Origin of the sequence: Pseudomonas sp. PH1b (assembly GCF_000633395.1) — a bacterium.
In the GTDB taxonomy this organism is placed as follows: domain Bacteria; phylum Pseudomonadota; class Gammaproteobacteria; order Pseudomonadales; family Pseudomonadaceae; genus Aquipseudomonas.
Genome location: NZ_AYMU01000023.1, coordinates 102285 through 126570 on the forward strand (window position 1 = coordinate 102285; position 24286 = coordinate 126570).

17 protein-coding genes and 1 rRNA gene are annotated in these 24286 nt (G+C 64.6%); 6 read left to right on the forward strand and 12 right to left on the reverse strand.

Translation table 11 applies throughout. The features are described 5' to 3' along the window. Positions 1-34: 34 nt before the first annotated feature. Both U873_RS0128535 and U873_RS0128540 read left to right on the forward strand, forming a co-directional pair. Positions 35-1435 carry an amino acid permease gene (locus U873_RS0128535; RefSeq protein ID WP_025131492.1) on the forward strand — a complete coding sequence of 467 codons (1401 nt, stop codon included), beginning with the start codon at positions 35-37 and terminating at the stop codon, positions 1433-1435. A 186-nt stretch (positions 1436-1621) separates the two neighbouring features. Beyond that, on the forward strand, positions 1622-2830 hold the full coding sequence (locus U873_RS0128540) for a benzoate/H(+) symporter BenE family transporter (protein WP_025131493.1): 1209 nt from the start codon (positions 1622-1624) through the stop codon (positions 2828-2830). A 47-nt stretch (positions 2831-2877) separates the two neighbouring features. Here U873_RS0128540 and U873_RS0128545 read toward each other — a convergent pair whose 3' ends face one another. The 3 genes from U873_RS0128545 to kynB all read right to left on the reverse strand — a co-directional run bounded on the left by U873_RS0128545 (position 2878) and on the right by kynB (position 6224). After that, the gene (locus tag U873_RS0128545; RefSeq protein WP_025131494.1) at positions 2878-4377 is read right to left on the reverse strand and encodes a PLP-dependent aminotransferase family protein; all 1500 of its coding nucleotides are present in this window, start codon (positions 4375-4377) and stop codon (positions 2878-2880) included. Between the two features lie 248 nt (positions 4378-4625). Next, positions 4626-5477, reverse strand: a complete 852-nt coding sequence (gene kynA / locus U873_RS0128550; RefSeq protein ID WP_025131495.1) for a tryptophan 2,3-dioxygenase — start codon at positions 5475-5477, stop codon at positions 4626-4628. A 105-nt stretch (positions 5478-5582) separates the two neighbouring features. Beyond that, on the reverse strand, positions 5583-6224 hold the full coding sequence (gene kynB, locus U873_RS0128555; RefSeq protein WP_029978724.1) for an arylformamidase: 642 nt from the start codon (positions 6222-6224) through the stop codon (positions 5583-5585). A gap of 297 nt (positions 6225-6521) precedes the next feature. Here kynB and U873_RS0128560 point away from each other — a divergent pair, with 297 nt between their 5' ends. The 3 genes from U873_RS0128560 to U873_RS0128570 all read left to right on the forward strand — a co-directional run bounded on the left by U873_RS0128560 (position 6522) and on the right by U873_RS0128570 (position 7992). Next, positions 6522-6866 carry a cupin domain-containing protein gene (locus U873_RS0128560; RefSeq protein WP_011059115.1) on the forward strand — a complete coding sequence of 115 codons (345 nt, stop codon included), beginning with the start codon at positions 6522-6524 and terminating at the stop codon, positions 6864-6866. 125 nt (positions 6867-6991) lie between these two features. After that, positions 6992-7477, forward strand: a complete 486-nt coding sequence (locus U873_RS0128565) for an antitoxin Xre/MbcA/ParS toxin-binding domain-containing protein (protein ID WP_025131496.1) — start codon at positions 6992-6994, stop codon at positions 7475-7477. Then, positions 7474-7992, forward strand: a complete 519-nt coding sequence (locus U873_RS0128570) for an RES family NAD+ phosphorylase (RefSeq protein WP_025131497.1) — start codon at positions 7474-7476, stop codon at positions 7990-7992. The genes U873_RS0128565 and U873_RS0128570 overlap by 4 nt, the downstream gene beginning before the upstream one ends. 236 nt (positions 7993-8228) lie before the next feature. On the opposite strand, the gene mmsB is transcribed toward U873_RS0128570, so the two are convergent. Beyond that, positions 8229-9116: a 3-hydroxyisobutyrate dehydrogenase gene (mmsB, locus tag U873_RS0128575; RefSeq protein WP_025131498.1), complete on the reverse strand. Its 888-nt coding sequence runs from the start codon at positions 9114-9116 to the stop codon at positions 8229-8231. A 10-nt stretch (positions 9117-9126) separates the two neighbouring features. Beyond that, on the reverse strand, positions 9127-10653 hold the full coding sequence (locus U873_RS0128580; protein WP_025131499.1) for a CoA-acylating methylmalonate-semialdehyde dehydrogenase: 1527 nt from the start codon (positions 10651-10653) through the stop codon (positions 9127-9129). Between the two features lie 148 nt (positions 10654-10801). On the opposite strand from U873_RS0128580, the gene U873_RS0128585 reads away from it, so the two are divergent. Then, positions 10802-11752, forward strand: a complete 951-nt coding sequence (locus U873_RS0128585) for a LysR family transcriptional regulator (protein WP_025131500.1) — start codon at positions 10802-10804, stop codon at positions 11750-11752. Positions 11753-12264: 512 nt separating this feature from the next. Here U873_RS0128585 and U873_RS0128590 read toward each other — a convergent pair. The 7 genes from U873_RS0128590 to rrf all read right to left on the reverse strand — a co-directional run bounded on the left by U873_RS0128590 (position 12265) and on the right by rrf (position 24241). Continuing rightward, entirely contained in the window at positions 12265-12717 is a 453-nt protein-coding gene (locus tag U873_RS0128590; protein WP_177330327.1) for an OmpA family protein, read from the reverse strand. A 56-nt stretch (positions 12718-12773) separates the two neighbouring features. Further along, positions 12774-14042 (reverse strand): diguanylate cyclase domain-containing protein, encoded by a 1269-nt coding sequence (locus U873_RS0128595; RefSeq protein WP_025131502.1) that lies wholly within the window; start codon positions 14040-14042, stop codon positions 12774-12776. Continuing rightward, positions 14039-14620, reverse strand: coding sequence for a YfiR family protein (locus tag U873_RS0128600; protein WP_025131503.1), 582 nt, complete (start codon positions 14618-14620; stop codon positions 14039-14041). Before U873_RS0128600 ends, U873_RS0128595 begins: the two co-directional genes overlap by 4 nt. 116 nt (positions 14621-14736) lie before the next feature. Next, positions 14737-16824 carry an exodeoxyribonuclease V subunit alpha gene (gene recD, locus U873_RS0128605; protein ID WP_025131504.1) on the reverse strand — a complete coding sequence of 696 codons (2088 nt, stop codon included), beginning with the start codon at positions 16822-16824 and terminating at the stop codon, positions 14737-14739. After that, the gene (recB, locus tag U873_RS0128610; RefSeq protein ID WP_025131505.1) at positions 16821-20513 is read right to left on the reverse strand and encodes an exodeoxyribonuclease V subunit beta; all 3693 of its coding nucleotides are present in this window, start codon (positions 20511-20513) and stop codon (positions 16821-16823) included. The genes recD and recB overlap by 4 nt, the downstream gene beginning before the upstream one ends. Beyond that, positions 20510-23962 carry an exodeoxyribonuclease V subunit gamma gene (gene recC / locus U873_RS0128615; protein ID WP_025131506.1) on the reverse strand — a complete coding sequence of 1151 codons (3453 nt, stop codon included), beginning with the start codon at positions 23960-23962 and terminating at the stop codon, positions 20510-20512. The genes recB and recC overlap by 4 nt, the downstream gene beginning before the upstream one ends. Positions 23963-24125: 163 nt before the next feature. Further along, positions 24126-24241: ribosomal RNA gene (rrf, locus tag U873_RS0128620) — 5S ribosomal RNA — on the reverse strand. Positions 24242-24286: the final 45 nt, after the last annotated feature.

Below are 24286 nucleotides of genomic sequence, written 5' to 3' on the forward strand. Positions count from 1 at the left end.
CGCTCCTGATAACAACTAGAAGAGAGCGCAATTAGTGGATCAAACCTTGAAGCAGGGTGAACTCAAGCGTGGCTTGAAGAATCGCCATATTCAGTTGATTGCCCTGGGCGGGGCGATCGGCACCGGACTCTTCCTCGGCTCGGCCGGGGTGCTCAAATCCGCCGGCCCCTCGATGATCCTCGGCTACGCGATTGCCGGTTTCATCGCCTTCCTGATCATGCGCCAGCTGGGAGAAATGATTGTCGAAGAGCCGGTGGCCGGTTCCTTCAGCCACTTCGCCCACAAGTACTGGGGCGGCTACTTCGGCTTCCTCGCCGGCTGGAACTACTGGGTGCTGTATGTCCTGGTGGGCATGGCCGAGCTCACCGCGGTGGGCAAGTACGTGCAGTTCTGGTGGCCGGAGATCCCCACCTGGGTCAGCGCCGCGGTGTTCTTCGTGCTGGTCAACCTGATCAACATGATGAACGTGAAGTTCTTCGGCGAGGCCGAGTTCTGGTTCGCCATCATCAAGGTGGTGGCCATCGTTGGCATGATCGTCCTTGGCTGCTACATGCTGTTCAGCGGCAGCGGCGGCTCCCAGGCCTCGATCAGCAACCTCTGGTCCCACGGCGGCTTCTTCCCCAACGGCGGCAGCGGCCTGCTGATGGCCATGGCCTTCATCATGTTCTCCTTCGGTGGCCTGGAGCTGGTGGGCATCACTGCCGCCGAGGCCAGCGAGCCACGCAAGGTGATCCCCAAGGCCATCAACCAGGTGGTCTACCGGGTGCTGATCTTCTACGTCGGCGCCCTGGCCGTACTGCTCTCGCTGTACCCGTGGGACGACTTGCTGGTGAGCCTCAACGCCGGCGGCGATGCCTACAGCAGCAGCCCGTTCGTGAAAATCTTCTCGCTGATCGGCAGCGATGCGGCAGCGCAGATCCTCAACTTCGTGGTGCTGACCGCGGCGCTGTCGGTGTACAACAGCGGCGTGTACTGCAACAGCCGCATGCTCTACGGCCTGGCCGAACAGGGCGACGCGCCCAAAGCGCTGATGAAGCTCAACAAGCAGGGCGTGCCAGTCCTGGCCCTGGGCATCTCCGCACTGATCACCCTGCTCTGCGTGCTGGTCAACTACCTGGCGCCCCATGAGGCCCTGGAGTTGCTGTTCGCCCTGGTGGTGGCGGCGCTGATGATCAACTGGGCGCTGATCAGCCTGACCCACCTGCGCTTTCGCAAGGCCATGGCCGAGCAGGGCGTGGTCCCTGGGTTCAAGGCCTTCTGGTCGCCGTTGAGCAACTACCTGTGCCTGGCGTTCATGGTCATGATCGTCGGCGTGATGTGGATGATTCCCGGGATCCGCGCCTCGGTGTACGCGATCCCGGTGTGGGTCCTGGTGATTGGAGGCTTCTACCTCCTGAGCCGGTCGAAGAAGACGCAACAACCCGCCCTGCGCTAAACCAGCAGGTTCGCGCCAGCGCTCAAAGCCCGGCCTTTTCCAAGGCCGGGCTTTTTTGTCGGCGCCACTAAAGTGGTCTGCCAGAAAGCAGTAAGGCGGCCTGAAACAATAGTCCACCCGCTACCTAGAATCGAGCCTCTCCCGGCGCTTGGGCCAGGGAGCCTGTTCCTCGATGGAGAGTGGCTTATGAACAGACCCGCGGCAGGCCTTAGAGCGGCCGATGTTTTCTCACCCACCCTGGCAGCACTGATTTCAGTGCTGGTGAACTATGGCGGGACGTTCATCCTGGTGTTCCAGGCCGCTGAACTGGCACGCCTGACACCGGCCCAGACCACCTCCTGGGTCTGGGCCGTGTCGGTGGGCGTGGGCCTCTCCGGCATGTGGCTGAGCCTGCGCTACAAGGCGCCGATCATCACTGCCTGGTCCACACCCGGGGCGGCTTTCCTGGCCACGGTGATGCCCTTCACGCCCTATGCCGAGGTGATCGGCGCCTACCTGGTTTCGGCCCTGGGGTTCATTGTCCTGGGCTGGTCCGGGGCCTTCGACAAACTGGTACGGATGATTCCCAAGGGCATCGCGGCAGGCCTGCTGGCGGGCATCCTGCTGCAATTCGGGATCAATGCCTTTGGCGGTGCCAGCGCCGATCCACTGCTGGTGATAGTGCTGGTGCTCTCCTATGCCGTGCTGCGGCGCTTCACTTCGCGCTTTGCCGTGGTGGGCATTCTATTCATCGGCCTGGCGCTGCTGATCGTCCAGGAGCGGGTCGACTTTTCCACCGTGCACCTGAGCTTCGCCGTCCCGCTGTTCACCGCACCGCAATTCTCCGTGCCGGCCTTGCTCGGCGTGGCCCTGCCACTGTTCGTCATCACCCTGACCGGCCAGTACATGCCGGGCATGCTGGTGCTGCGCAATGACGGCTATCGGACCAGCGCCAACCCGCTGCTCACGGTCACCGGATTGGGCTCGCTGATCATGGCGCCGTTTGGCGCCCACGCCTTCAACGTGGCAGCGATCACCGCGGCCATCTGCACCGGCGAGGATGCCCACCCGGACCCGGGCAAGCGCTACATCGCCGGTATCGCCTGCGGGGTGTTCTACCTGCTGGTGGGGACTTTCGGGGTGACCCTGGCGACCCTGTTCATGGTCTTGCCCAAGGCCTTTATCACCACCCTGGCGGGCCTGGCGCTGCTGGGGGCGATCGGCGGTAGCCTGGCCAACGCCATGGCCGACGCGGCCACCCGGGAAACCGCGCTGATCACCTTCCTCGCCACTGCGGCCAACGTCAGCCTGCTGGGCGTCGGCGGGGCCTTCTGGGGGCTGGTCGCCGGCTTGACCGTGCACTTGGTGATCCTGGGGCCACGCAGCACTCTGAAGGTGGGCCGCGCCAAGCCCTGATGACGCCAGGAAGAGCCGGCTGCGCCAGGACGCCCTTCTGGTCCGGGCTAGGGTTTTCTCAATGCCCGAGCCAGGCGCACCATTGTCGTCTCGATCTCATGGGCGCTCAGGGAGGCATAACCCAATAGCCAGCCCTGCTGTTTCTGTTCCCCCGCGTAAAGCCGGCTGAGCCCCGGCAACTGGATGCCGGCTCTGGCCGCACGTTGCTGGGTCAGCGCCTCGCTCCAGCCGGGCTCCAGCAAGCACGGGATCTGCAACCCGCCCGGTGGTGGCAGGGCCCTGGCGATGCCCTGCAAATGCCGGCCGATGGCCTCCAGCATGGCCTGCCAGCGCCCCGCATACAGTTTGCGCATGGCCCGCACATGGGCATTGTAGTGCCCCTCCTCCATGAAGCGCGCCAAGGTCAGCTGGAGGATCTGCGGCGTGTGCCCGTCCATGATGCTGCGAGCGCCAGCGAAGGCTCCCAGCAGTTCGGCGGGCAGCACCATGTAGCCCATGCGCAGCCCTGGATAGAGGGTCTTGCTGAAGGTGCCGATGTACAGCGTGCGCCGGAACGGGTCCAGGCCCTGGACACAGGCGGTGGGCAAGCCGTCGTAGTGGAACTCGCTGTCGTAGTCGTCCTCGATGATCCACCGGTCATGCTCGGCGGCCCAACGGGTCAGCTCCAGCCGGCGCTCCAGGGACAGGGTGGCGCCAGTTGGGTACTGGTGCGACGGCGTCACATAGACGCACCGGGCGCCACTGCGGTCGGCCCGCAGCAGGTCGGTGCGGATGCCCTGAGCATCGACGTCTATGGGCACGATCCGCGCCTCGGCAGCCTCGAAGGCCTTGCGCGCACCGAAGTAGCCCGGGTTCTCCATCAGGATCGGCTTGCCAGCGTCCACCAGCAGTTGCGCACACAGAAACAGCGCCTGGCGGGTACTGCTCAGCACCAGGACCTGCTCGGGCTGCACCTTGGCCCCGCGCTCCAGATTGAGGTAGGCGGCAATCGCCTTGCGCAGGGGCAGCGCCCCCTGGGGATCGCCATGCAGCAGCACGCTGGCGCGGTAATCCTTCAACGCCTGGCGTTGCAGACGCTCCCAGACCTCCAATGGGAAGCTGCGGGTTTCCGGCAGCCCGGTAGCGAAGGCCGTGACCGCCTGCTGATCGCTGACGCCGCCCCTCTCCAACAGCGCCGCGCCGCGCCGGCTCAGGCCCGCTCCCGGCTCCGGACTCTTGTCCGGTCGCCCCTGCAGGTGCTGGCGCCGGCGGGCCGTGCCACGCAACTGGGCCCCGATGGTTTCGCAGACATAACTGCCCGAGCCTTCGCGGCGCAGGATGAAACCGTCGCGCTGCAACTGCACATAGGCGTTTTCCACGGTGTCCCGGGATACCGCCAGCGACTTGGCCAGGGCCCGGGTCGCCGGCAGCTTCACCCCCGGGCCCAGGGCGCCATCGAGGATCAGCCCGCGCAAGGCGCGCTGGATGCGCTGATGCAGGTCCAGGGGCGCAAACTCCGGGTCGCTGAGTTGCATCTTCAGGGTTTCAAGTTCGAAGGTCTGGGCCATGCGGTCTGCCGTAGGAAGTAAAAATATTACGCCGAAGGCGACCACCTTATCCCCAGAGCGCTACGCTCGCCAACGATCTCTGTAGCCACTGCCGCGGGCTGCAACAAGGTCCGACGGACCTGCCAGGCCTCAAGAGCGCGTCTGCGGCGCAGCCGATCGCCGCCTGTGGCAGCGCCTAGAGTAGGGCGTCAGAGATGCAGAGACCGGCCGGCAAATGAAAACGCCCCGGCTGGCGGGGCGTTTGCTGATCAGAGCGAGGAGCGCACTCGCCACAGCTCGGGGAACAGCACGGTATCGAGCATCTTGCGCAGGTATCCCACGCCCTCGGTGCCGCCGGTGCCCGGCTGGAAGCCGATGATCCGCTCCACCGTGGTCACGTGGCGGAAACGCCACTGGCGGAACGAGTCTTCCAGGTCGATGAATTTCTCCGCCAACTGGTACAGGTCCCAATAGGCCGAAGGGTTGGCGTAGACCTCGCGCCAGGCGGCTTCCACCGAAGGGTCGTGCTGGGTGGGGCTGGTGCTGTTCAACGCCAGCCGCTCGGGATCGATGCTCAGGCCGCTGCGGGCCATCAGGGCAATTGCCTCGTCATACATGGACGGGGTGGCAATCGACTCTTCCAGCGATTGCAGCAGCTCGGGACGATGGGCGTGGGGCCGCAGCAGGGCCGCGCTCTTGTTGCCGAGGATGAATTCGATTTCCCGGTACTGGAACGACTGGAACCCCGAGGACTGGCCCAGGTACGGCCGGATCGACTTGTATTCCGAAGGGGTCATGGTGGCCAGTACCGCCCAGGCATGCACCAGTTGGTCGAAGATCCGCGAAACCCGGGCCAGCATCTTGAACGCCGGGGGCAACTGGCCCTGGCGCACATGTTCACGGGCGGCCTTGAGCTCGTGCAGCATCAGTTTCATCCACAGCTCGGAGGTCTGGTGCTGGATGATGAAGAGCATCTCGTTGTGATCCGGCGACAGCGGATGCTGGGCGCTGAGAATGCGCCCCAGGTCCAGGTAGTCGCCGTAGCTCATGGCGTCGGAAAAATTCAGCTCGGCGTTATGCCATTCCGCCGGGGGGTTGCTTGAATAGGGACATTGGCTCATCGCGTGGGCTCCTCGCCTCAGGCAGCGGTTACCGTGCGCCGGTGTGCTGCCCCGAGCGGGGCGAGCACGGCCGGAGAACGGCCAGCTGTGTATTTATTGTAGGAATCAATCAGCCAAGGGGCGCAGGATCGCCCGCACCGGACTGGCGTCCAGGTGAGCGAAGCGCAGTGGCAGGGCAATCAGTTCGTAGTCGCCTTCGGCAACCTCATCGAGCACCACCCCTTCCAGGATCGCCATGCCATGCCGGGCCACAGCGTTATGAGCATCCATGGTCTTGGACTGCTGGGGGTCGAGGGACGGGGTGTCGATGCCGATCAGGCGTACCCCAAGGCCGGCCAGCAGGTCGACGGTGGCTTGGGCGACGGCGGTGAAGTGCGGATCCCAGGTGCTCAGCGGCGCCTGTTGATAAGTGCGCAGCAGCACCCGCGGGGGCAGGTTGTCCAGGCGCCCGAGCAGATCCTCGGGCTGCACCAGGGCACCGCTGTCCAGGCAATGCAGGACTCGGCATGGCCCCATGTAAAGCTCCAGGGACACTTCGCCGATGGGCAGGCCGTCCGGCCGGTAGTGCAAGGGTGCATCGACGTGGGCACCGGTGTGGGGCGACAGGGTCACCCGGCCGACGTTCACCGGGCACTCGGGCCCGAACTGCCAGACGCGCTCTTCCTGGAACGGCGTATCGCCCGGCCAGGTCGGGGTCGCGGTACTCAAGGGCGGGCTGATATCCCACCAGCGTGGTGTATTTTCCATTCGTGCGGCTCTTAGGTCACTCCGAGCTGAATGATACGAGCGAAACCGGTAAAGATTCTTGCAAAATCACCCGGGCAGCTTCGGATATTTCGCACATCCTGCCAATAAAATGGCCTTTGCCGGATGAATCTTGCAGGCACGATTTCCCCGCCCTGCCCTCCGGCCACCAGCCTGCCCTGGCGGGCGCCACACTGAGCAACTGCGCTTCTGGATACCCCGAGGTCGAGAACAGACAACCCCCTGCCCGCCGGGCGCTATAGGGTGCGGCTTCAGTTCTCTGCCCGCTAGGAGCACAGCATGTCGCAACCCATTACCGTTCTTCGCGATACCCATCCGCTGCCGGTCCTCGACGCCTGCAAATGGGAAAAACTCCAAGGTGATCCGCACACCGTCAACCTCAACGCCTACACCAGCGAGGATGGCAGCAAGATCATGGGCACCTGGATCTGCACCCCCGGCAAATGGCGGGTGGCCTATGAAAAGTGGGAGTACTGCCACTTCCAGGAAGGCTACTGCGTGATCACCCCGGACGGCCGCGACCCTATCCACCTGCGGGCCGGCGATATCTTCGTGGTCGAACCCGGGATGAAAGGCACCTGGGAAGTGGTGGAGACCGTGCGCAAGTACTTCGTCTTCGCCTGAGCCGCGTAGCACCAGCGGGAGCCCGCCTCAGCCGGGCTCCCCTTGCCGTGTTGCGATTCAATTCTGCGCCTCCTGCCAAATGTCTATATAATCCTTGCCAAATGGCAAAGGCAGGAGCAGCACTCATGGTTGCGCTGACAGGCACCGGCATCGCCCTCAAGCGGCGAGGCAAACTGGTATTGAAAGAGCAGTCCTCGGACATCCTCCTGGGTGGCCGGGCACGCTTTGACGACCGTATCTCGATCTATCGCCTGACCGAGGAAGGCATCCCGCTGACGGCGATCATCAAGTTCGTCTCCTCGGTGCCCATGCTCAAGGACGAACAGGTCCTGGCCAAGATCATCGGCCTCTCCGAGCGCACCCTGCATCGGCGCCTGAAAACCCCTGACGAGCCGCTGAACCCGGAACAGAGCGCCCGCGCGGTGCGCTTTGCCCAGGTGCTGGCCAAGGCCGAGGACATCTTCGGCAGCAGTGAAGAGGCCCAGGAATGGATGGCCAAGCCGGTGATGGGCCTGGACGGCCACAAGCCAGTGGACCTGCTGACCAACCCCATCGGCTTCGAACTGGTGGACGAGTTCCTCACCCGCCTGGAATACGGGGTCTATCAGTGATCACGGTGCCGGGCAGCAGCACCCTTCATTTCTGGCGCCTGGACGCCGCCCGGCACGCCGACAGCTGGGACAGCGGCATCGGTGCCGAGCTGTGCGGCGGCCGCTGGAACTCCAAGGGAGTGAAAGCGGTGTACGCCAGCGCCGACCCCGCCACAGCGATTCTCGAAGTGGCGGTGCACAAGGGCTTTTCCGCCCTGGACAGCGTGCCCCACGTACTCACCGGCGCCCTGATCCAGGACCCGTCGGCCATCTACCGGCTCGATGAAAACAGTATTCCCAACCCCAACTGGCTGGTGCCGGGGATTCCCAGCGCCGGCCAGCAGAAGTTCGTCGACCAGTTGCTGGCGGATCACCCGTTCGTGCTAGTGCCCTCGTCGGTGTCCCGGCACAGCTGGAACATCCTGATCAATCCGCTGCTGGCCAAGGGGCTGTACCAGGTGGTGATCCAGGAACGCTTCGGCCTCGACACCCGCCTCAACCCTCCCGCCGTCTCCGCTGCCAGCCGGCCGAACTGAGCCGGGCAAAAAAAGCGGGAACCTGCCCGACGCAGGTTCCCGCAAATGCCCCGTTTGAAGGGGCTGCATTCCATGTGATGTGGCGTGGGTGCTTGCTCCCGGGGGCCTCGGCGCCCAAGAGCAGCTGTCAGGGTGGCCCGCCGGCACAGGTCAATCGGCTGCGACTCTGGGTTTGCTGCGCAAACCAGCGGGAGCAAGCTCCCTCGTCACAGCCGTCGCGGCCGGCAGCCAGCGCATCACTGCGGCTTGCGGTAGCTGTTGACGATGGCCGAGAAGTCCTTGCCACCTTCCCCGCGCTGGCTCATGGCCTGGTACAGCTGCTGGGCCACGGCACCGAGCACCACCGGCTGGTGGGCCTGGCGCGCGGCTTCAGTGGCCAGCCCCAGGTCCTTGAGCATCAGCTCGGCGCCAAAGCCGCCGGTGTAGCCGCGGGACGCCGGAGCGGTCTCGATCACGCCCGGCCAGGGGTTGTAGGTGTCGGAACTCCAGCAACGGCCAGTGGAGCTGTTGATGATCCCGGCCAGCACCTGGGTATCGATGCCCAGGGCATCCCCCAGGGCCATGGCTTCGCTGACGCCGATCATCGAGATCCCCAGCAGCAGGTTGTTGCAGATCTTGGCGATCTGCCCGGTGCCCACTTCGCCACAGTGCACGATGTTGCGGCCCATCTGCGCCAGCACCGGTTGCAGGGTGGCGAACAGTTCGGCGCCGGCGCCGACCATGAAGGTCAGGGTTCCGGCCTGGGCACCGCCGGTGCCACCGGATACCGGCGCATCGGCCATGGCCACGCCCTGCTTGGCGGCGGCGGCGGCCACCTCACGGGCGGTCTGCGGGTCGATGGTGCTGCAATCCACCGCTGGAACGCCGCGGCCAATACCCGCCAGCACCCCGTCTTCACCCAGCCACACACTGCGTACATGAGCCGCAGCCGGAAGCATGGTGATCACCAGTTCGGCGCCTTCGGCGGCGGCCTTGGGCGAGGCAGCGACGCGTCCGCCCAGTTGCGCCAGCTCCGCCAGCACGCTCTGGTTGAGGTCGAACAGGTTCAACTGATGGCCGGCCTTGATCAGGTTGCGGGCCATGGGCGCGCCCATGTTGCCCAGGCCGATAAATGCAATGTTCATGTCAGGCTCCTCAACGCAGGCTGATGGTGGTGTTCACACCGTCGTTGACGCTGTCATCGTCGAACCAGCGGCTGGTGACGGTCTTGGTCTGAGTGTAGAACTGCACCACTTGCTTGCCGTAGGGGCCCAGGTCGCCGAGTTTGGAACCGCGGGAACCGGTGAAGCTGAAGAACGGCACCGGCACCGGAATCGGGATGTTGATGCCCACCTGGCCGACGTCGATCTCGCTCTGGAACTTGCGCGCCGCCGCGCCGCTCTGGGTGAACAGGCCGGTGCCGTTGCCGAAGGGGTTGGCGTTGACCAGGGCAATGGCCTGATCCAGGGTGTCGACCTCCAGCACCACCAGCACCGGGCCGAAGATTTCCTGGGTGTAGATCTGCATCTCGGTGGTCACCCCGGAGAACAGGGTCGGGCCGATGAAGTTGCCCTGCTCGTAGCCCGGGACAGTGATCCCACGGCCGTCCAGCTCCAGCTTGGCGCCTTCTTTCACGCCACTTTCGATCAGCTCCAGAATCCGCGCCTTGGCCCGCTTGGAGACCACCGGGCCGACATCGGTGCCCGGCTCGCTGCCGGCGTTGACCTTGAGTTTCTGCGCCAGGGCCTTGAGGTCTGGCAGCCACTGCTTCGAAGCCCCCACCAGCACCACCACCGAAGTCGCCATGCAGCGCTGGCCGGCCGCACCGAAGCCTGCGCCCACCAGGGCGTTCAGGGTCTGTTCACGGTTGGCGTCGGGCAGGACCACGGCGTGGTTCTTCGCCCCCATCATCGATTGCACGCGTTTGCCGTGCTTGCCCGCCAAGTCATAGACGTGAGTACCGACGGCGGTCGAACCGACGAAGGACACGGCCTTGATGTCCTTGTGGGTGCACAGGGCATCCACCACCTCCTTGCCGCCGTGCACCACGTTGAGCACGCCGGCCGGCACCCCGGCTTCCACCGCCAGTTCCACCAGCAGCATGGTGGACAGCGGATCCTGCTCGGAAGGCTTGAGCACGAAGGTATTGCCGCAGGCGATGGCCATCGGGAACATCCACAGCGGGATCATCGCCGGGAAGTTGAACGGGGTGATCCCGGCGCACACGCCGATCGGCTGGCGCAGGGTGTAGGTGTCGACACCACCGGCGACATTCTCGGCGAACTCGCCCATCTGCAGGGTGCCGATGGAGCAGGCATGCTCCACCACTTCCAGGCCGCGGAAGATGTCGCCCTCGGCGTCGGCGATGGTCTTGCCCTGCTCGGCGCTGAGGACCACGGCAATGCGTTTGGAATGCTCGCGAATCAAAGCCTGGAGCTTGAGCATGATGCGCATCCGCGCGCCGATCGGGGTCAGTTTCCAGGTCTGGAAGGCGCGCTGGGCAGCAGCGATCGCGGCGTCGACTTCAGTGGCGGTGGCAAAGGGCACCTTGGCCAGCACTTCCTGGGTCGCCGGATTGACGATGTCGTGCCATTCCTGGGTCTGGGACTCGACCCATTCACCGTCGATCAGCAACTTGACCTGTTGCAGGGTGGTGCCGCCGGGCTTGAGGGATGCGTTCATGGGGTCTCCTGACTTCTTGAGTTCTTATGCAGGGAACCAAGGCATTGGCTGGCCTTGAGAGAGGGGCTGTCGCGAGTTGGTATCGGACGTTTTTTGGAGTATAGATGTGCAAACTTCTAATAAGAACGCACATAAAAACCGGTCCAACATGCAAAAAAATATCACCTCGCTAAGCACCCTGAACTGGGACGACCTGAAGTTTTTCCTCGAAGTGGCCCGCACCCGCAAGGCCAGCAGCGCCGCCAAGCGCCTGGCGGTGGACTACACCACGGTGTCGCGACGCATCGGCTCCCTGGAAACCGCCCTGGGCACCCTGCTGTTCGAAAAGTCCCGCACCAACGGCTTTGTCCTGACCGCCGAGGGCCAGCGCCTGTTGGGGTATGCCGAATCCATCGAGAGCACCCTGCACATGGCCTGCGAGCAGGTTTCAGGTTCTGGCGTAGCGCTTTCCGGGCATGTGCGCATGGGCTGCACCGAAGGCTTCGGCAGTTTTTTCATCACTCCGCAGTTGAGCCATTTTCTCGACGACTACCCGGCGATCTCGGTGGATATCCTGCCGCTGCCGCATTTCATCAGCCTGTCCAAGCGCGAGGCGGACATCGTCATCGCCCTGGAGCGACCGGAACATGGCCCCTACGTGTGCTGCAAGTTGTGCGACTACCGCCTGCAGCTGTACGCGACCCAGGAGTACCTCGACCGCCACCCGCCGATCCGCCGCCCTGCCGATCTGGGCGAGCATCAATTCATCAGCTATGTGGATGACCTGGCCTTCAGTTCCGAGCTGCTGTACCTGGCCAATGTGGTGCCCGGGGCCAGCGCCCACCTGCGCAGCACCAGCGTCATCGCCCAGTACGTGGCGGCGCAGCAAGGGCGCTCCCTGGCGATCCTGCCGTGCTTCCTCGCGGCTCAGGACCCGCGCCTGCTGCCGGTACTGCCCGGGGAGATCAATCTGACCCGGCAATTCTGGATGTACTGCCGCGAGGACCTGCGCAAATTGAAGCGCATCACGCTGCTATGGGATTACATCCGCCAAGTGACCGAGCAAAATCAGCCACTGCTCATGGGCGACAGCCGGACGATGCAGTTCGCCGCCCCCTGAGCCGAGATGCGTGGCACAACCGATCTGGATAACCGAACGGCAAGGACTCGCCCGGCGCTCACTGCCCGCCCTAGGTGCACTCGTTTTCTGCGCCGGACTAGGGCCAGCATCCCAGTGGTGGGAAACCGGCCTGGCAAGCGCCGTTCACGCTCCCGAGATCAGCCCCAACGATTGCTAGCGGATCCAGCAATTCAAACCTTTGCGGATCCTGCCTGGCATGTTCCATACCCAATACCATCCGGATCCGACGGCCGAACCCATCCAGTACGCTCGCTGGGAGGTTCCGGGCTTTTATCGCCTGTAGACCCGCGCAACGGCAGGCTGCTGGGTGACAGCCGGGTCTATGGCCTGACTGACGCCGGGGGGCCGCTGAAATGGGGGTTCAGCGCGGTGCCCTGGGTGTCCGCCGGCATGATCCAGATCGGCCCCAACCTGCCCGACGGCATAGGCGACGTGCCGGCTCTGGGCCGCTAGCGGCTGGCGGGGGCAGCCGCGACGATGCGCGGCACCGATCAGTCGGCAATCACCACGATCGATACCCGACGGTTCTCGGTGCGCCCGGCCACGGTGCTGTTGGACGCCACCGGCTCGCTGCTGCCCAGACCGCGCAACTGGATGTTCTCTTCGCGCATGCCCACCTGGGTCAGCACCTTGACCACACTCTTGGCCCGACGTACGGAAAGCTGCACGTTGTAGGCCTCCTTGCCCGAAGCATCGGTGTGGCCATCGACCCGAACCTTCTGGATATCGACACTGAGCAGCGCCTTGCCGATGCGCTGGACGATCTCGGTGCTGGCCTGGTTCAGGGTTTCCACATCGCTGCCAAACAGCACCTTGCCCGACAGGCCAAAGGCCCAGCCTTCATCCGTCAGTTCGAAGCCCTCCTGTTTCAGTACCGCGATCTGTTTCGGGGTCAGACCTTTGGGCGGCACACTCTGGCAGCCGGCCAGGGCCAGCAGGGCCATGAACAGCAGGGTGCTGAACAGTCGAACCGAACGTTGCGTCAATGAGAACAAGGGAATTAGCTCCTGTTTTGAACTTGAACGATAGGGGGCTCCGCCCCCACTGTGTGTTGCCCGCCTCGCGCACCGCGCTTGGCCTGGTACATCGCCGCGTCCGCGGCATTCAGCAGGCTGCCTGGAGTGGCGCCATGATCCGGGTACACGGCGATGCCGATACTCAGGGAAGTCAGGATCGACAGGCTGCCGGGCAACGGGATCGGCATCTCCATGCTGCTGATGATCTTGTCGGCGATGCGCTGGGCATCCTCGACCCGATGCAGAGGGCTCAACAGCACGGCGAACTCGTCACCGCCCAGGCGCGCGACCAGATCGTCCTCGCGCAGTTGCGCACGAATTCGCGTGGCCACCGCCACCAGCACCGCATCACCGGCTGCGTGACCGAAGTTGTCGTTGATTTCCTTGAACCGGTCGCTGTCCAGGAACAGCACTGCCATGCGCTCGTTGAGCTTGTTGGCACTGCGCAGGGCACGGATCAGCCGGCCTTCGAAAAATGCCCGGTTGGGCAGACCGGTCAAGCTGTCGTGGCTGGCCTGGTGGGCCAGGGTTTCATTCTCGCTTTGCAGATGGGTCTGCCAGGCCTCCAGCTCATCGAGCAAGGCATTGAAGTCGTTGCCCAGGTTATCCAGCTCGGCAATCTGCGCCGGCGGCACCCGCTGGTCGAAGGCCCGTTCGCGTCGGGCGGCGTGGGCCACCTCAGCCAGGCTGCGCAAGGGACCGGTGATGCCCCGCAGCTGGCGGCGTGCCAGGTACAGCGCCAGCCAGGCGCTCAGGGCGATGCACAGCACAATCCCCACCAGCCCGCTGAAGAGGAAGCGCAACAGGCTGCCACCATGGCCGGTGACGTTGATGGTGCCAATCTCCCGGCCCTGGTGAAGGATCGGCAGGCTGATGGGTTTTTCCAGGAACGCGCTGGCGATGTGCATTTCCAGGGTGGTCAGAAAGCCGCTTTCCGGGCGTTGCCAACTGGCCAGCAACTGGCCCTGGCTGTCATACACCTTGGCATCGGCCACCTCCTCGGTGGAGGCGATCAGGGCCAGGGCCTCGGTGGCCACCACGCTGTCGTTGAACACCACGGCGGCTTCCACGGTGTAGCTGATGGAGCGGGCGATCAGGTGCAGGTTGTGATCGGCATACACCCGCAACGCCAGGACCCCGAGAAAGGTCAGGGACAGGCTGGCCATGGAGATCGCCAGCAGGGCCACGATCAAGTGGCCTCGGCCGATGACCGACCGCAGCGTCGGGCGGGCGTTGGATTTGAACAGTTTCATGGGGCCGCCGGGCGACGACGGGACAGTTGCAGCACGCTGGGGTGGATTTTCACCCCACTGCGGGCCACGGAGTCCAGGTTGACCTCGAACGATACCTGGCTGTCGCTGACCCGCAGGCAGAACAAGCTGCCGACGGTGCACTGGTCGCCGCCCTCGCTGATGCTCAATACCGGCTTGCCGGTCAACGAGTTGAACAGGTGGGTGCGCTCGTCATTGGTCAGTTTGCCGACATAGACCGAATCGCACTCCGTGGCGAGCGCCGGGTTGCCGGCCAGCAGGCGGCGCACCAGAACCGGGCGCCCCGTGGCCTGGGTGGTGCCCTTGAGCAGATCGTCGGTGTATTCAGTGGGGCCCACCACGCACAGACGCAGTTGGGTCGGCTCTACCGGCCAGCGAGCGTAGCTGAGGATCCCCAGCACCACTTGCGTCACCGCCCTGGCTCGCTGCTCGGCCAGGCTGGCCGGGGCTTGCGGCTCCGACTGGGCAATGGCAAACAGGCTGAACAGGCAGAGAAGGGTCGACAGTACACACTGCCTCCACCCCAAAATGCGCTCTGTCCTCAAGACAGCCACGTCCATGCAGGGATTCTCTTTGCTTTTCACGGAAATGATGCCGCAACGATAGCACAGCCGGGGAAATCGCAGCGAGGTCAGAGCCCTGAAACGGTGCTGGAAAAATCCCAAAGTCATGCGTTTCAATCCAGCTCCAGCATCAACCCGCTGAGCCGCTTGACCCTGCGTCGTACGGCCTCTTCGAATACCCCTGCCCGGGGCTCGATCAGGCTGAACCAATCCTTGGCCCGGGTGATGCCGGTGTAGATCAATTCCTTGGTCAGCACCGGGTTCAGGGCATCGGGCAAAATCAGCGCCGTGTGGGCGAACTCCGAGCCCTGGGACTTGTGCACAGTCATGGCATAGACGGTTTCCACATCATTGAGCCGGCTCGGCAGCACCAGCCGCACCCCGCCCTGGCCGTCGTTGCGCGGGAAGGCCACACGCAGCACCTGGCGCCCCGCCTCTTGCCCTTGCTGCTCCGGCAGCTTCAGGGCAATGCCGATATCGCCGTTCATCAGGCCCAGGCCGTAGTCGTTGCGGGTCATCAGCACCGGCCGGCCCTCGTACCATTGCTGGTCGCTGTCGATCAGCCGTGCCTTGAACAGGGCCTGGGTGATCCGCAGGTTCAGGCCTTCGACCCCCCAGGGGCCCTTGCGTACCGCGCAGAGCAACTGGAAGCGGTCGAAGGCCTGCAAGACGTTGCGCGCCCAGTCGGTCCAGCGCCGGTCTTCCAGGGCAGTGCCGACGGGCGGGCGTTGGCTGCGCAGTACATTCAGGTAGTGACGATAGCCTTGGGGGCCCTCACCGTGGCCCTCCAGCAGCAGTCGCTCCAGGGCGCGGTCCTGTTCGCCCTTGAGGCTCAGGCCATAAAGGTCAGCGTGGCTGCGGGCCGCCAGCAGGCGCCGGGCTTCATCGGCCTGCTGCTGATTGACCCAACGCGCCAGCTGGCCAATCCCGCTGCCTTCACCAAAACGCCGGGAGTGGCGCAGCATCACCACTTGCTGCGCCAGCGGATGCTGGTGCCCGGTGTCCTCCTGCAAGCCACTGGCAGCAAGCTGCTCGCCACTGACGGCTTCCAGCCAGGCACGGGTCTGCGGGTTGTACCAGCCGGCTTCGGCGTCCCGGCACAGGTCGCCCAGGACCGCTCCGGCTTCCACCGAGGCCAGTTGGTCCTTGTCCCCCAGCAGCACCAGGCGCGCATGCACCGGCAGGGCATCCAGCAGGTTGGCCATCATTTCCAGGTCGATCATCGAGGCTTCGTCCACCACCAGCACATCCAGGGGCAGGCGGTTGCCGGCGTGATGGCGGAAATGCCGGGTACCGGGACGATTGCCCAGCAAGCGGTGCACCGTGGTCACTTCGCTGGGGATCATCTCCCGCACTTCATCCGCCACCGACAGCGAACGCACCTGCAGGCTGATGGACTCCGTCAGGCGCGCCGCGGCCTTGCCGGTCGGTGCCGCCAGGCGGATGCGCAGCGGCTTGCGAGCCTCCACCGCCGGCGCCTGGAGCAGCGCCAGCAGGCGTACCACGGTGGTGGTCTTGCCGGTGCCCGGACCGCCAGTAATGATGCTGAAGGCCCCTCGGGTGGCCAAGGCACAGGCGAGCTTCTGCCAATCGACAGGGCCTGCGGGCTTGGCCACACCGAACAGGGCGTCGAGACGCCCGGCCAGATTCTCGGGGGTTGGCTCGACCAGGGCCAGGCGCTGGCACAGGGCATTGTCGATGCGCCGCTCATACGCCCAGTACCGCCTCAGGTACAAGCGCTTGCCCGACAGCACCAGGGGACGCTGCCGGGAATGTTCCGCATGATCCGCCGCCAGGGCTACCAGCCGGCTGCCGGCCAGGACCTTGCACCAGTGGGCGCCCTCGAGGCCTGCCAGCACCTGGGAGGGGAGCACCGGGGCGCCGCCCTGCGCCTCCCCTTCCGGAGGCAGCGACAGGGCAAAATCCGGCTCCTTGAGGGTTTCGAACAGGTCCAGGCAGACATGGCCATGACCCAACTGATGGCTGGTCAGGGCCGCAGCCATCAGCACCAGCGGATCGCACCCCGGGTCCAGCTCATGGAGAAAACCGACAAAGGCCTGGTCCAGGGAACGCAACCAGCCCCGCTCGACCCAGCGCTCAAGCAACTGCAGCAGGTCCTCGGCCCGGCTCAGCGGCGCCAGGTCAAACGCAGGCACTGGCGCAGACGGCTCGGCCAATGCGCCAAACAGGTCCTCGGTCATAACAGCACTCCCTGCTCCCAGGCGGGCTCGGCCTTGGGCGGCTCGGGCTGGCCCTGGAACATGCGGTCGAGGCACTCGATCAACTGCCGTGGCGGCCGGGCGAAATAGGCGCCCTGGCTGGCGGCGCGAGTGCCGCGCAGGAACAGGTACAAGGCGCCGCCCATGTGCCGGTCATAGTCGTAGTCGGCCAACCGCGCCTTCAACTGCCGGTGCAGGGCCAGCAGGTACAGCACGTATTGCAGGTCGTAGCGGTTGTCGAGAATCGATTGTTCCATGGCCTGCTCGGTGTAGGCCGCGTCGTCCACGCCCAGCCAGTTGGATTTGTAGTCGGCCACGTAGTAGCGGCCCTGGTGTTCGAACGTCAGGTCGATGAAGCCCTTGAACATACCATTGAGCAACACCGGCTCGGCGGTCACTCGGGGAGCGCCCTGATGGGTCTGCTCACGTACCTGTTCATCAAGCTTGAGTACGTCGACCTTATGGCTGGCGAACCAGAACTCCATCTCCACCCGGTACTGGGTCAACTGTCCAAGCACCACCGGCGGTTGCCCATCGCCCAGTGCCAGGGGCGTCTGCAGCAGATGCTGCAACCAGTCGCTCAGGGTCGGGATCCAGCCTTGCCAGCCGCGGCGGTTACAACGCCGGGCAACGGCATCCTCGAGCACCGCCGGTGCGGCAGCGAATCCCTCCTCCCCGGCCCACTCCAACAGGCCGTGGAGAAAGGTCCCGGGGTTCGGTCCGCGGGGAAAACGGTGGATGTCACCGCCGCTGGCGACCACTTCCCGGGGGGCTTCGGGGTCCAGCCGCTCGTCGTCGAAGAGTTTCTGCGCCTGGGGGTCTTCCGGTGCCGCGGGGCTGCCGGCGCCCAGGGTATCGCTGATACGCAGGGCGCTGTAGGACGCGATCCACCAGTTCTCTGCCGCGCGCCGGGCCGGAACCAGCGGAGCCAGCAGGCTGGCGGCACTGCGTGGCGGATGAAAGTGCTGGGAGTCGGCCGCCGGCAACTCGCCGACGCCAATCGCCTCGCAGCCTTGCTGAACATCCAGCAACCAGCGCAACAGCCCGGTGGATTCGGGCAAGCTAGCTCCCCCGCCCAGCAGATAGCCCAGGGCCGACAGGTGCAGCACCGAGCGGTTGTGGTTGCCGCGCTTGAGGTCGGCGACACCCAGCCAACAGGCATGCTGGGCTCGTGTCAGGGCCACGTAGAGCAGGCGCAGGTCCTCCGCCAGGCGCTCCTCGTCGGCCTGGGCGATCAGCTCCGGCGTCGGCCGCAGGCTGACCTGGGCCTTGCCCGCAGCGTCGTGGTAATGCAGCGGCAGGCGACTGCCGTCAACCGGCTTGGTGGAGCAGATGAACGGCAGGAACACCAAGGGATATTCCAGGCCCTTGGATTTGTGGATGGTCACCACCTTGACCAGTTGTTCATCGCTTTCCAGGCGCAGGATCTGCTCCTCCCCCGCCTGAGCGGACGACGCCAGGTGCTCGCCCAGATGGCGGATCAGGGCCTGTTCACCGTCCAGTTCAGCGGCGCTCTGTTGCAGCAATTCGCACAGGTGCAGGAGGTTGGTCAGCACCCGCTCGCCGTCGCTGCGGATCATCAGCGGCTGGGGCAGCTGGAAGTCGTGAAGCAGGCGCCGCAGCATCGGCAATACACCCTGGCTGCGCCAGATCGCCCGGTATCCGCGAAATTGCATGACCCGGGCTTCCCAGGCCAGCTCATCCTGGTTCAACCGCTCCAGTTCCACCAGGGGCAGGTTCAGCGTGAGGGAAGCCAGGGCCGCGCGCAGCGGACGCTCGACATCCGGCTCGGCACAGGCCTTGAGCCAGACCAGCAGGTCCCGGGCTTCCTGGGCGGCAAACACCGAGTCCTTGTCCGAGAGGTACACACTGCGTACCCCGCGGGCGGCCAATTCGCCACGCACCGCCTGGGCCTCTTTGCCGTCGCGAACCAGGATCGCGATATCTGCCGGCAGCAGGCCCTTGAGCGGTTGCTCAGCGCGAACAAAACCACTGCGGCCCTGCTGACCACCGTTGAGCAACTGGACAATCGCACTGGCGCAGGCCGCGGCCTGATGCTGCCGATACTGGGCACCGGACAGAGGCTGGTCCGACGGCAACTGCCAGAAGTTCAGCGCCGGCACCGGTTGCCCGTCAACCTGCAGGTGCTCCTTGCGCCCCTGGGCAGCCACCGCCAGGAACGGCACCGGGTTCTCGCCATCGGCCTGGCGAAACAGAAAAGCGCCGCGCCCCTGCTGACGTTGTTCGGCCTGCAGGAACACATGATTGACCGCACTGACCATGGCCTGGCTGGAGCGGAAGTTGGTACCCAGGGTATGCAGGCGGCCGCTGGTGGCCTGACGCGCCCGCAGGTAGGTGTAGATGTCGGCGCCACGGAAGGCATAGATCGCCTGCTTCGGGTCGCCGATCAGGAACAGCCCGGTCTCGGGATCGTTGCTCTCGATGCGGTAGATGCTTTCAAAGATCCGGTACTGCACCGGGTCGGTGTCCTGGAATTCGTCGATCAGGGCCACCGGGAACTGCTCGCGAATCAACGTGGCCAGGCGCTCGCCAGCGTCATTCTGCAAGGCCTGGTCAAGGCGCAGCAGCATGTCGTCGAAGCCCATCTCGGCGCGGCGCCGTTTCTCTTCTTCGAAACGCGCACCGACCCACTGCGCGGCATGCTGCAGAACTGCGGCATCGGGGCTGGGCAAGGCGTCGAGGCTGGCTTGCAACCCGGCCATGGCGTCGAGCCCCGGGTGACGGGGGGCTTCCCCCTTCCAGGCCTCGCTCATGCCGTCGGGAGTCAGGCGGGTGAAACCCGTGCCGATGTCCAATTGCTCGACGCTCTCATCCTCGGCCCAGGCAGTGATCTTCTCGAACCAGGGCTCGAAGAAGCGGGCCTGCATCTTGCGGCCATCGACGCTTTTGCTGGCGACGCCTTGCAGGCAGATATCCCGCAGTTCCTGCGCCCATTGGCGCCAAGGCGCCTTGAGCTGCAGCAAGGCTTCACGGCGCTCCTGCAGGCAAGCCTCGATCAACTCGCTCGGGCTCTGTGCCGATGGCTCCCGGCGCTCGCTACCGAACATTGCGCGGACCCGGGGCAGCAATTCGGCCGGCCCCACCCAGTTGCAGCGCACCCAGTTCAGCGCATCGCCCTGCATCGGGTAGCAGAACAGCCGCCAGTAATCGCGCAGTACTTGTCCCAACAGGTCGCTGTGATCGGTTTCCAGGGTCTGGGTGAACAGGCTGCCACTGTCGAAGGCATGCTCGCGCAGCATGCGCTGGCACCAGCTGTGGATGGTCGAGACGGCGGCTTCATCCATCCACTGTGCGGCAATGTCCAGGCGGTTGGCGCAGGCGGCCCACTGCTCGGCGGGGTACTGTTCGCGCAGCTCGACGATCAGGCCATCGGGGGCTGCCGTTTCATCGCGGAAGAATCGCGCAGCTTCCGCCAGGCGGGTGCGGATGCGCTCGCGCAGTTCCTTGGTGGCCGCGTCGGTGAAGGTCACCACCAGAATCTGTGGTGGCAGCAGTTCGCGGCCGAAGCCTGCGGACTCGCCACCGTGTCCCAGTACCAGGCGCAGGTACAGCGCGGAGATGGTGAAGGTCTTGCCGGTACCGGCACTGGCCTCGATCAATTGGCTGCCGTGCAGGGGGAAGGCCAGGGCCAGAGGAGCTTGTTGCGTCATGCACCGGCCTCCTCGCCGAGGGCCGAACGCCAGGGGGCATCCAGCAGGGGGCGATAGAGTGTTTCGGCCCAGGCGCTGAAAGTTTCGTCGGCGACCAGGGCGTTGTAGTCAGCAAATTGTCGAGCCAGCGCCGGACTCTGGCGACGCTCGCCCTCACTGTTCTGGCCATCGCCATCGTAGGTCTTGCGGGCTGCGGCCGCGGCTTTGTCCGGATCGCTCTGGCCAAGCCAGGCAAAGGCGGTCTTGACCGCCACCGGCAGGGGCTGACGCATGCCCGACTGCCAGGCCAGCAACAGGTCGCCGAGGCTCTTGCGTGCCCAATCCTGCTCCAGCGGAGGCAGCAGCAGGCTGTCATCGCTGGCCACCAGCGCGGTGGTCAGGGAGTAGCCGCTGGCACAGGCCAGCAGGTGGTTGATCCAGGGCTTGATCAAGCGATGCCACTTGCGTGTCTTGAGGGTACCGATGCCATTAGGAATCGTGGTCACTGCCAGCAATCCTCCATCCGCCCGCTGATGCAGGCTGCTCAGCCAGCCTTCCAGGCGCACACCCTGCAACTCCAGGCTGACCGGCAAGGCGCTGGTGACGGGTGTTGGCCACAGTTCGAGCAATTGCCGGTAGCGCTGCAACAGGTCCGGCAGCGGTTCCATCAGTTCGCGCTGCAGGCATTCACCGAAACCGGCCATGGGCAGCAGGCCGCTGGCTTGCAGCCTTTGCGCCTGGGCCTGCAGCGCCTGTTCCGCGTGCTCGGTATTGCTCAGTGCCGCTTCCAGCAGACTGTCGCTGAGGCTGTAGCGTTGCAGGGGGTCGAGGACAAAGGGTTCTTCATCTGCCAGTGGCGCTTCCATGGCTTCGAAGAACACCTTGAGCCGCTGGCTGAAGAAGTGCCGCACCGGGTTGCGCAAGAAATCCTGCAATTGAGCCAGGCTCAGGGGCTCGTCCTGAATATAGGGCTCCAGCCGTTCAACCGCGCCAGTCTCCTGGGGCGCCTGGTGCAGGACCTGCCATTCCCGGGCATAGCTGAAGAGCGCATCGTCATCGTGGAAGTAGCGACCACTGAAGGGTTGCAGCGGATGCTCCTGAGTCAATGCGTCCAGCAGCGGAGCCGATTGATCCGGCAGCCGCCAGCCGCTGGCCAGGTGATCGCGCAACTGACCGATCAGCACCGACGCCGGACGCTCGCTGTTGTCACGGATACTGCGACCGACCCAGCTGACATAGAGCTGGTCCCGGGCCGAAAGCAGGGCCTCGAGCAGCAGGTAGCGGTCGTCCTCACGCCGCGAGCGGTCGCCGGGACGATAATCGCTGCCCATCAGGTCGAAATCCAGGGGCGGCTGAGCCCGTGGGTAGTCGCCATCGTTCATGCCCAGCAGGCACACCAGCTTGAAGGGGATGGCGCGCATCGGCATCAGGGTGCAGAAGTTCACCGCTCCAGCGAGGAAGCGCTGGGACAGACGCCCCTGGTCGAGCCCCGCGAGCCAGGCTTCGCGCACCACGGTCAGCGGCAACTCCTCTTGCAGGCCCACCGATTCGCAGGTTTCCAGCCAGGTTTCCCGCAGGTCTTCAAGCTGGCCCAGCAGGTAGTCATCATGCTCGGTGCTGGGCAGGAAGAACTGTTCGATCAACTGCTGCAAACGCTCCCCCCACTGCGCGGGTAGCGCTGGCTGGGTGAGTTGCTGGTAAGCGCTCTGCAGGGCATCGAGCAGCGCGACCAAAGGGCCGATCAGGGCTGCATCCAGGCCACCGATTTCGTCATAGGGCTCGATGCCGTCACAGGCATCGGAGCGGCCGACGGCATAGCCCAGTAGCATCCGCCGCAGGCCGAAACGCCAGCTGTTCTGCTCCAGTTCCTGGGGCAACCCCAGTTCGGCGCGCTGCTCGGCATTCATCCCCCAGCGGATGCCGGCGCCTTCGATCCAGCGATGCAGGGTCGGCAGGTCGGCTTCATCTACGCCGAAACGCGTACGCAATGCCGGCACATCCAGCAAGTCGAGGATCTCACTGACCGGGAAGCGGCTGTCCGGCAACTTCAACAGGTGCTCCACGGCGATCAACAGCGGATCGCGACCACGCTGGCCCTGGTCAGTCAGGGTAAAGGGAATGAAGCGGCGGTCATCACGCTCCAACTGACCGAACACCGCGCGGATATGGGGGGCATAACTGTCGATATCCGGAACCATGACGATCACATCGCGGGGCCGCAGGCCTGGCTCGGCACTGAAGCGTGCGAGCAGTTGGTCATGGAGGATTTCCACTTCACGCTGGGCGCTGTGGGCTATGTGAAAACGGATTGACTGGTCTTGCTGGAGATCGATCTCGGGCCAGCGCTCACGTGTTTCGTTGAGCGGGCGTAGTTCGAGGATGTCGTCCTGCAACTGTTGAAGCATGGTGTCGGGCTGGTTTTCGCTGAACAGGTCGATCCGTCCATCGCGAAAGGCCGAACGATAGCTGTTGGGGTCGTCGTAGCTGTCCAGCAGGTTGATGTAGTCCCGTCCCTGCTTGCCCCAGGCGGCCAGCAGCGGGTGGGCATGCTGGTGCAGGGTTTGCGGGTCCAGTGCATGGGGCATGCCGGCCTTGCGTGCCTGACGTTTGTACTGATGCCGCAGCAAGTCCTTGTCCGCGACGATATCCGCCCAGTGATGGCGACACGGGTTGTGCACGCAGAGCAGCACCTGGCTGAAACGGGCCAATCCAGCCAGCGCCTCCAGGGCCTGGGCCGGCAATGACGAGATCCCGAACACGATCACTCGCGATGGCATGCCGGCAGGAGCCAGCTCCAGGCTGTTGATCCGTTCGATAAATCGCTGGTGGACTCCGGCGCGGCTCTGGGCCATGCCTTCGGTTCCCACGTCCAGGAGCAGCGCCCGCCACAACTCGGCTTGCCAGCAGTTGGCAGGGGTCAGGGCCTTGGCTTCGCCGCGGACGTTGCGCAGTTGATGGCGGCCGGCAGCCCAGTCCTCCAGCCAGTCGGCCCGATAGACCTGATATTGGTCGAACAGGTCAGCCAAGCGCTCCGCCAGTTGATAGCGCTTGCGCAGGTCACTGTCGTGGGTCAGAAAGCGCTGCAGCGGTTCGAAATGGGGCTCATCGATCAACGCTGGCAAGAGGCGCATCAAGCGCCAGGTCAGCGGGGCTTTATCCAGTAGGGACTTGGGGGGAATCTCGTCTCGCCCCAGCACCAGGCGGTACAGCTGCCACATGAAACTGCCTGGCAGTTGCACATCCACCGCAGCAGCAATGCCACAACCGCCGGAGTCATCGTCTTCCGGGTCTTCTGCCAGGGCCAGCTTCAACCATTGGGCAATGCCATTGCTCTGCACCAGGGCAATTTCATTCTCCAGGGGCGCCAGTGGGTAACGCCGCATCCAGCTGACTACCAGGCTGCGCAACTCGTCCAGGCGGTTTCCGTGAACCACCATGAAACCAGGGTTGAGGGACGAGGTGTCCGGCATAACGGCTTCCTTGGAAAATGCAAAAAGCTAGGGCCGAACCTTAGCACTGTCACCGGGTGCTGGCAGCCGTGCAGTGTCACCCGAGGCATCCATCTCCCGCGGCTTTTATCTCGCGCAAAGACAAAACCCCAACTGCTTTCGCAATTGGGGTTTCGGAATTTAATCTTGACGATGACCTACTCTCACATGGGGAAACCCCACACTACCATCGGCGATGCATCGTTTCACTTCTGAGTTCGGGATGGGATCAGGTGGTTCCAACGCTCTATGGTCGTCAAGAAATTCGGGTACTGAGCCGTCTTTCGACGTATCAGCAAATTGGGT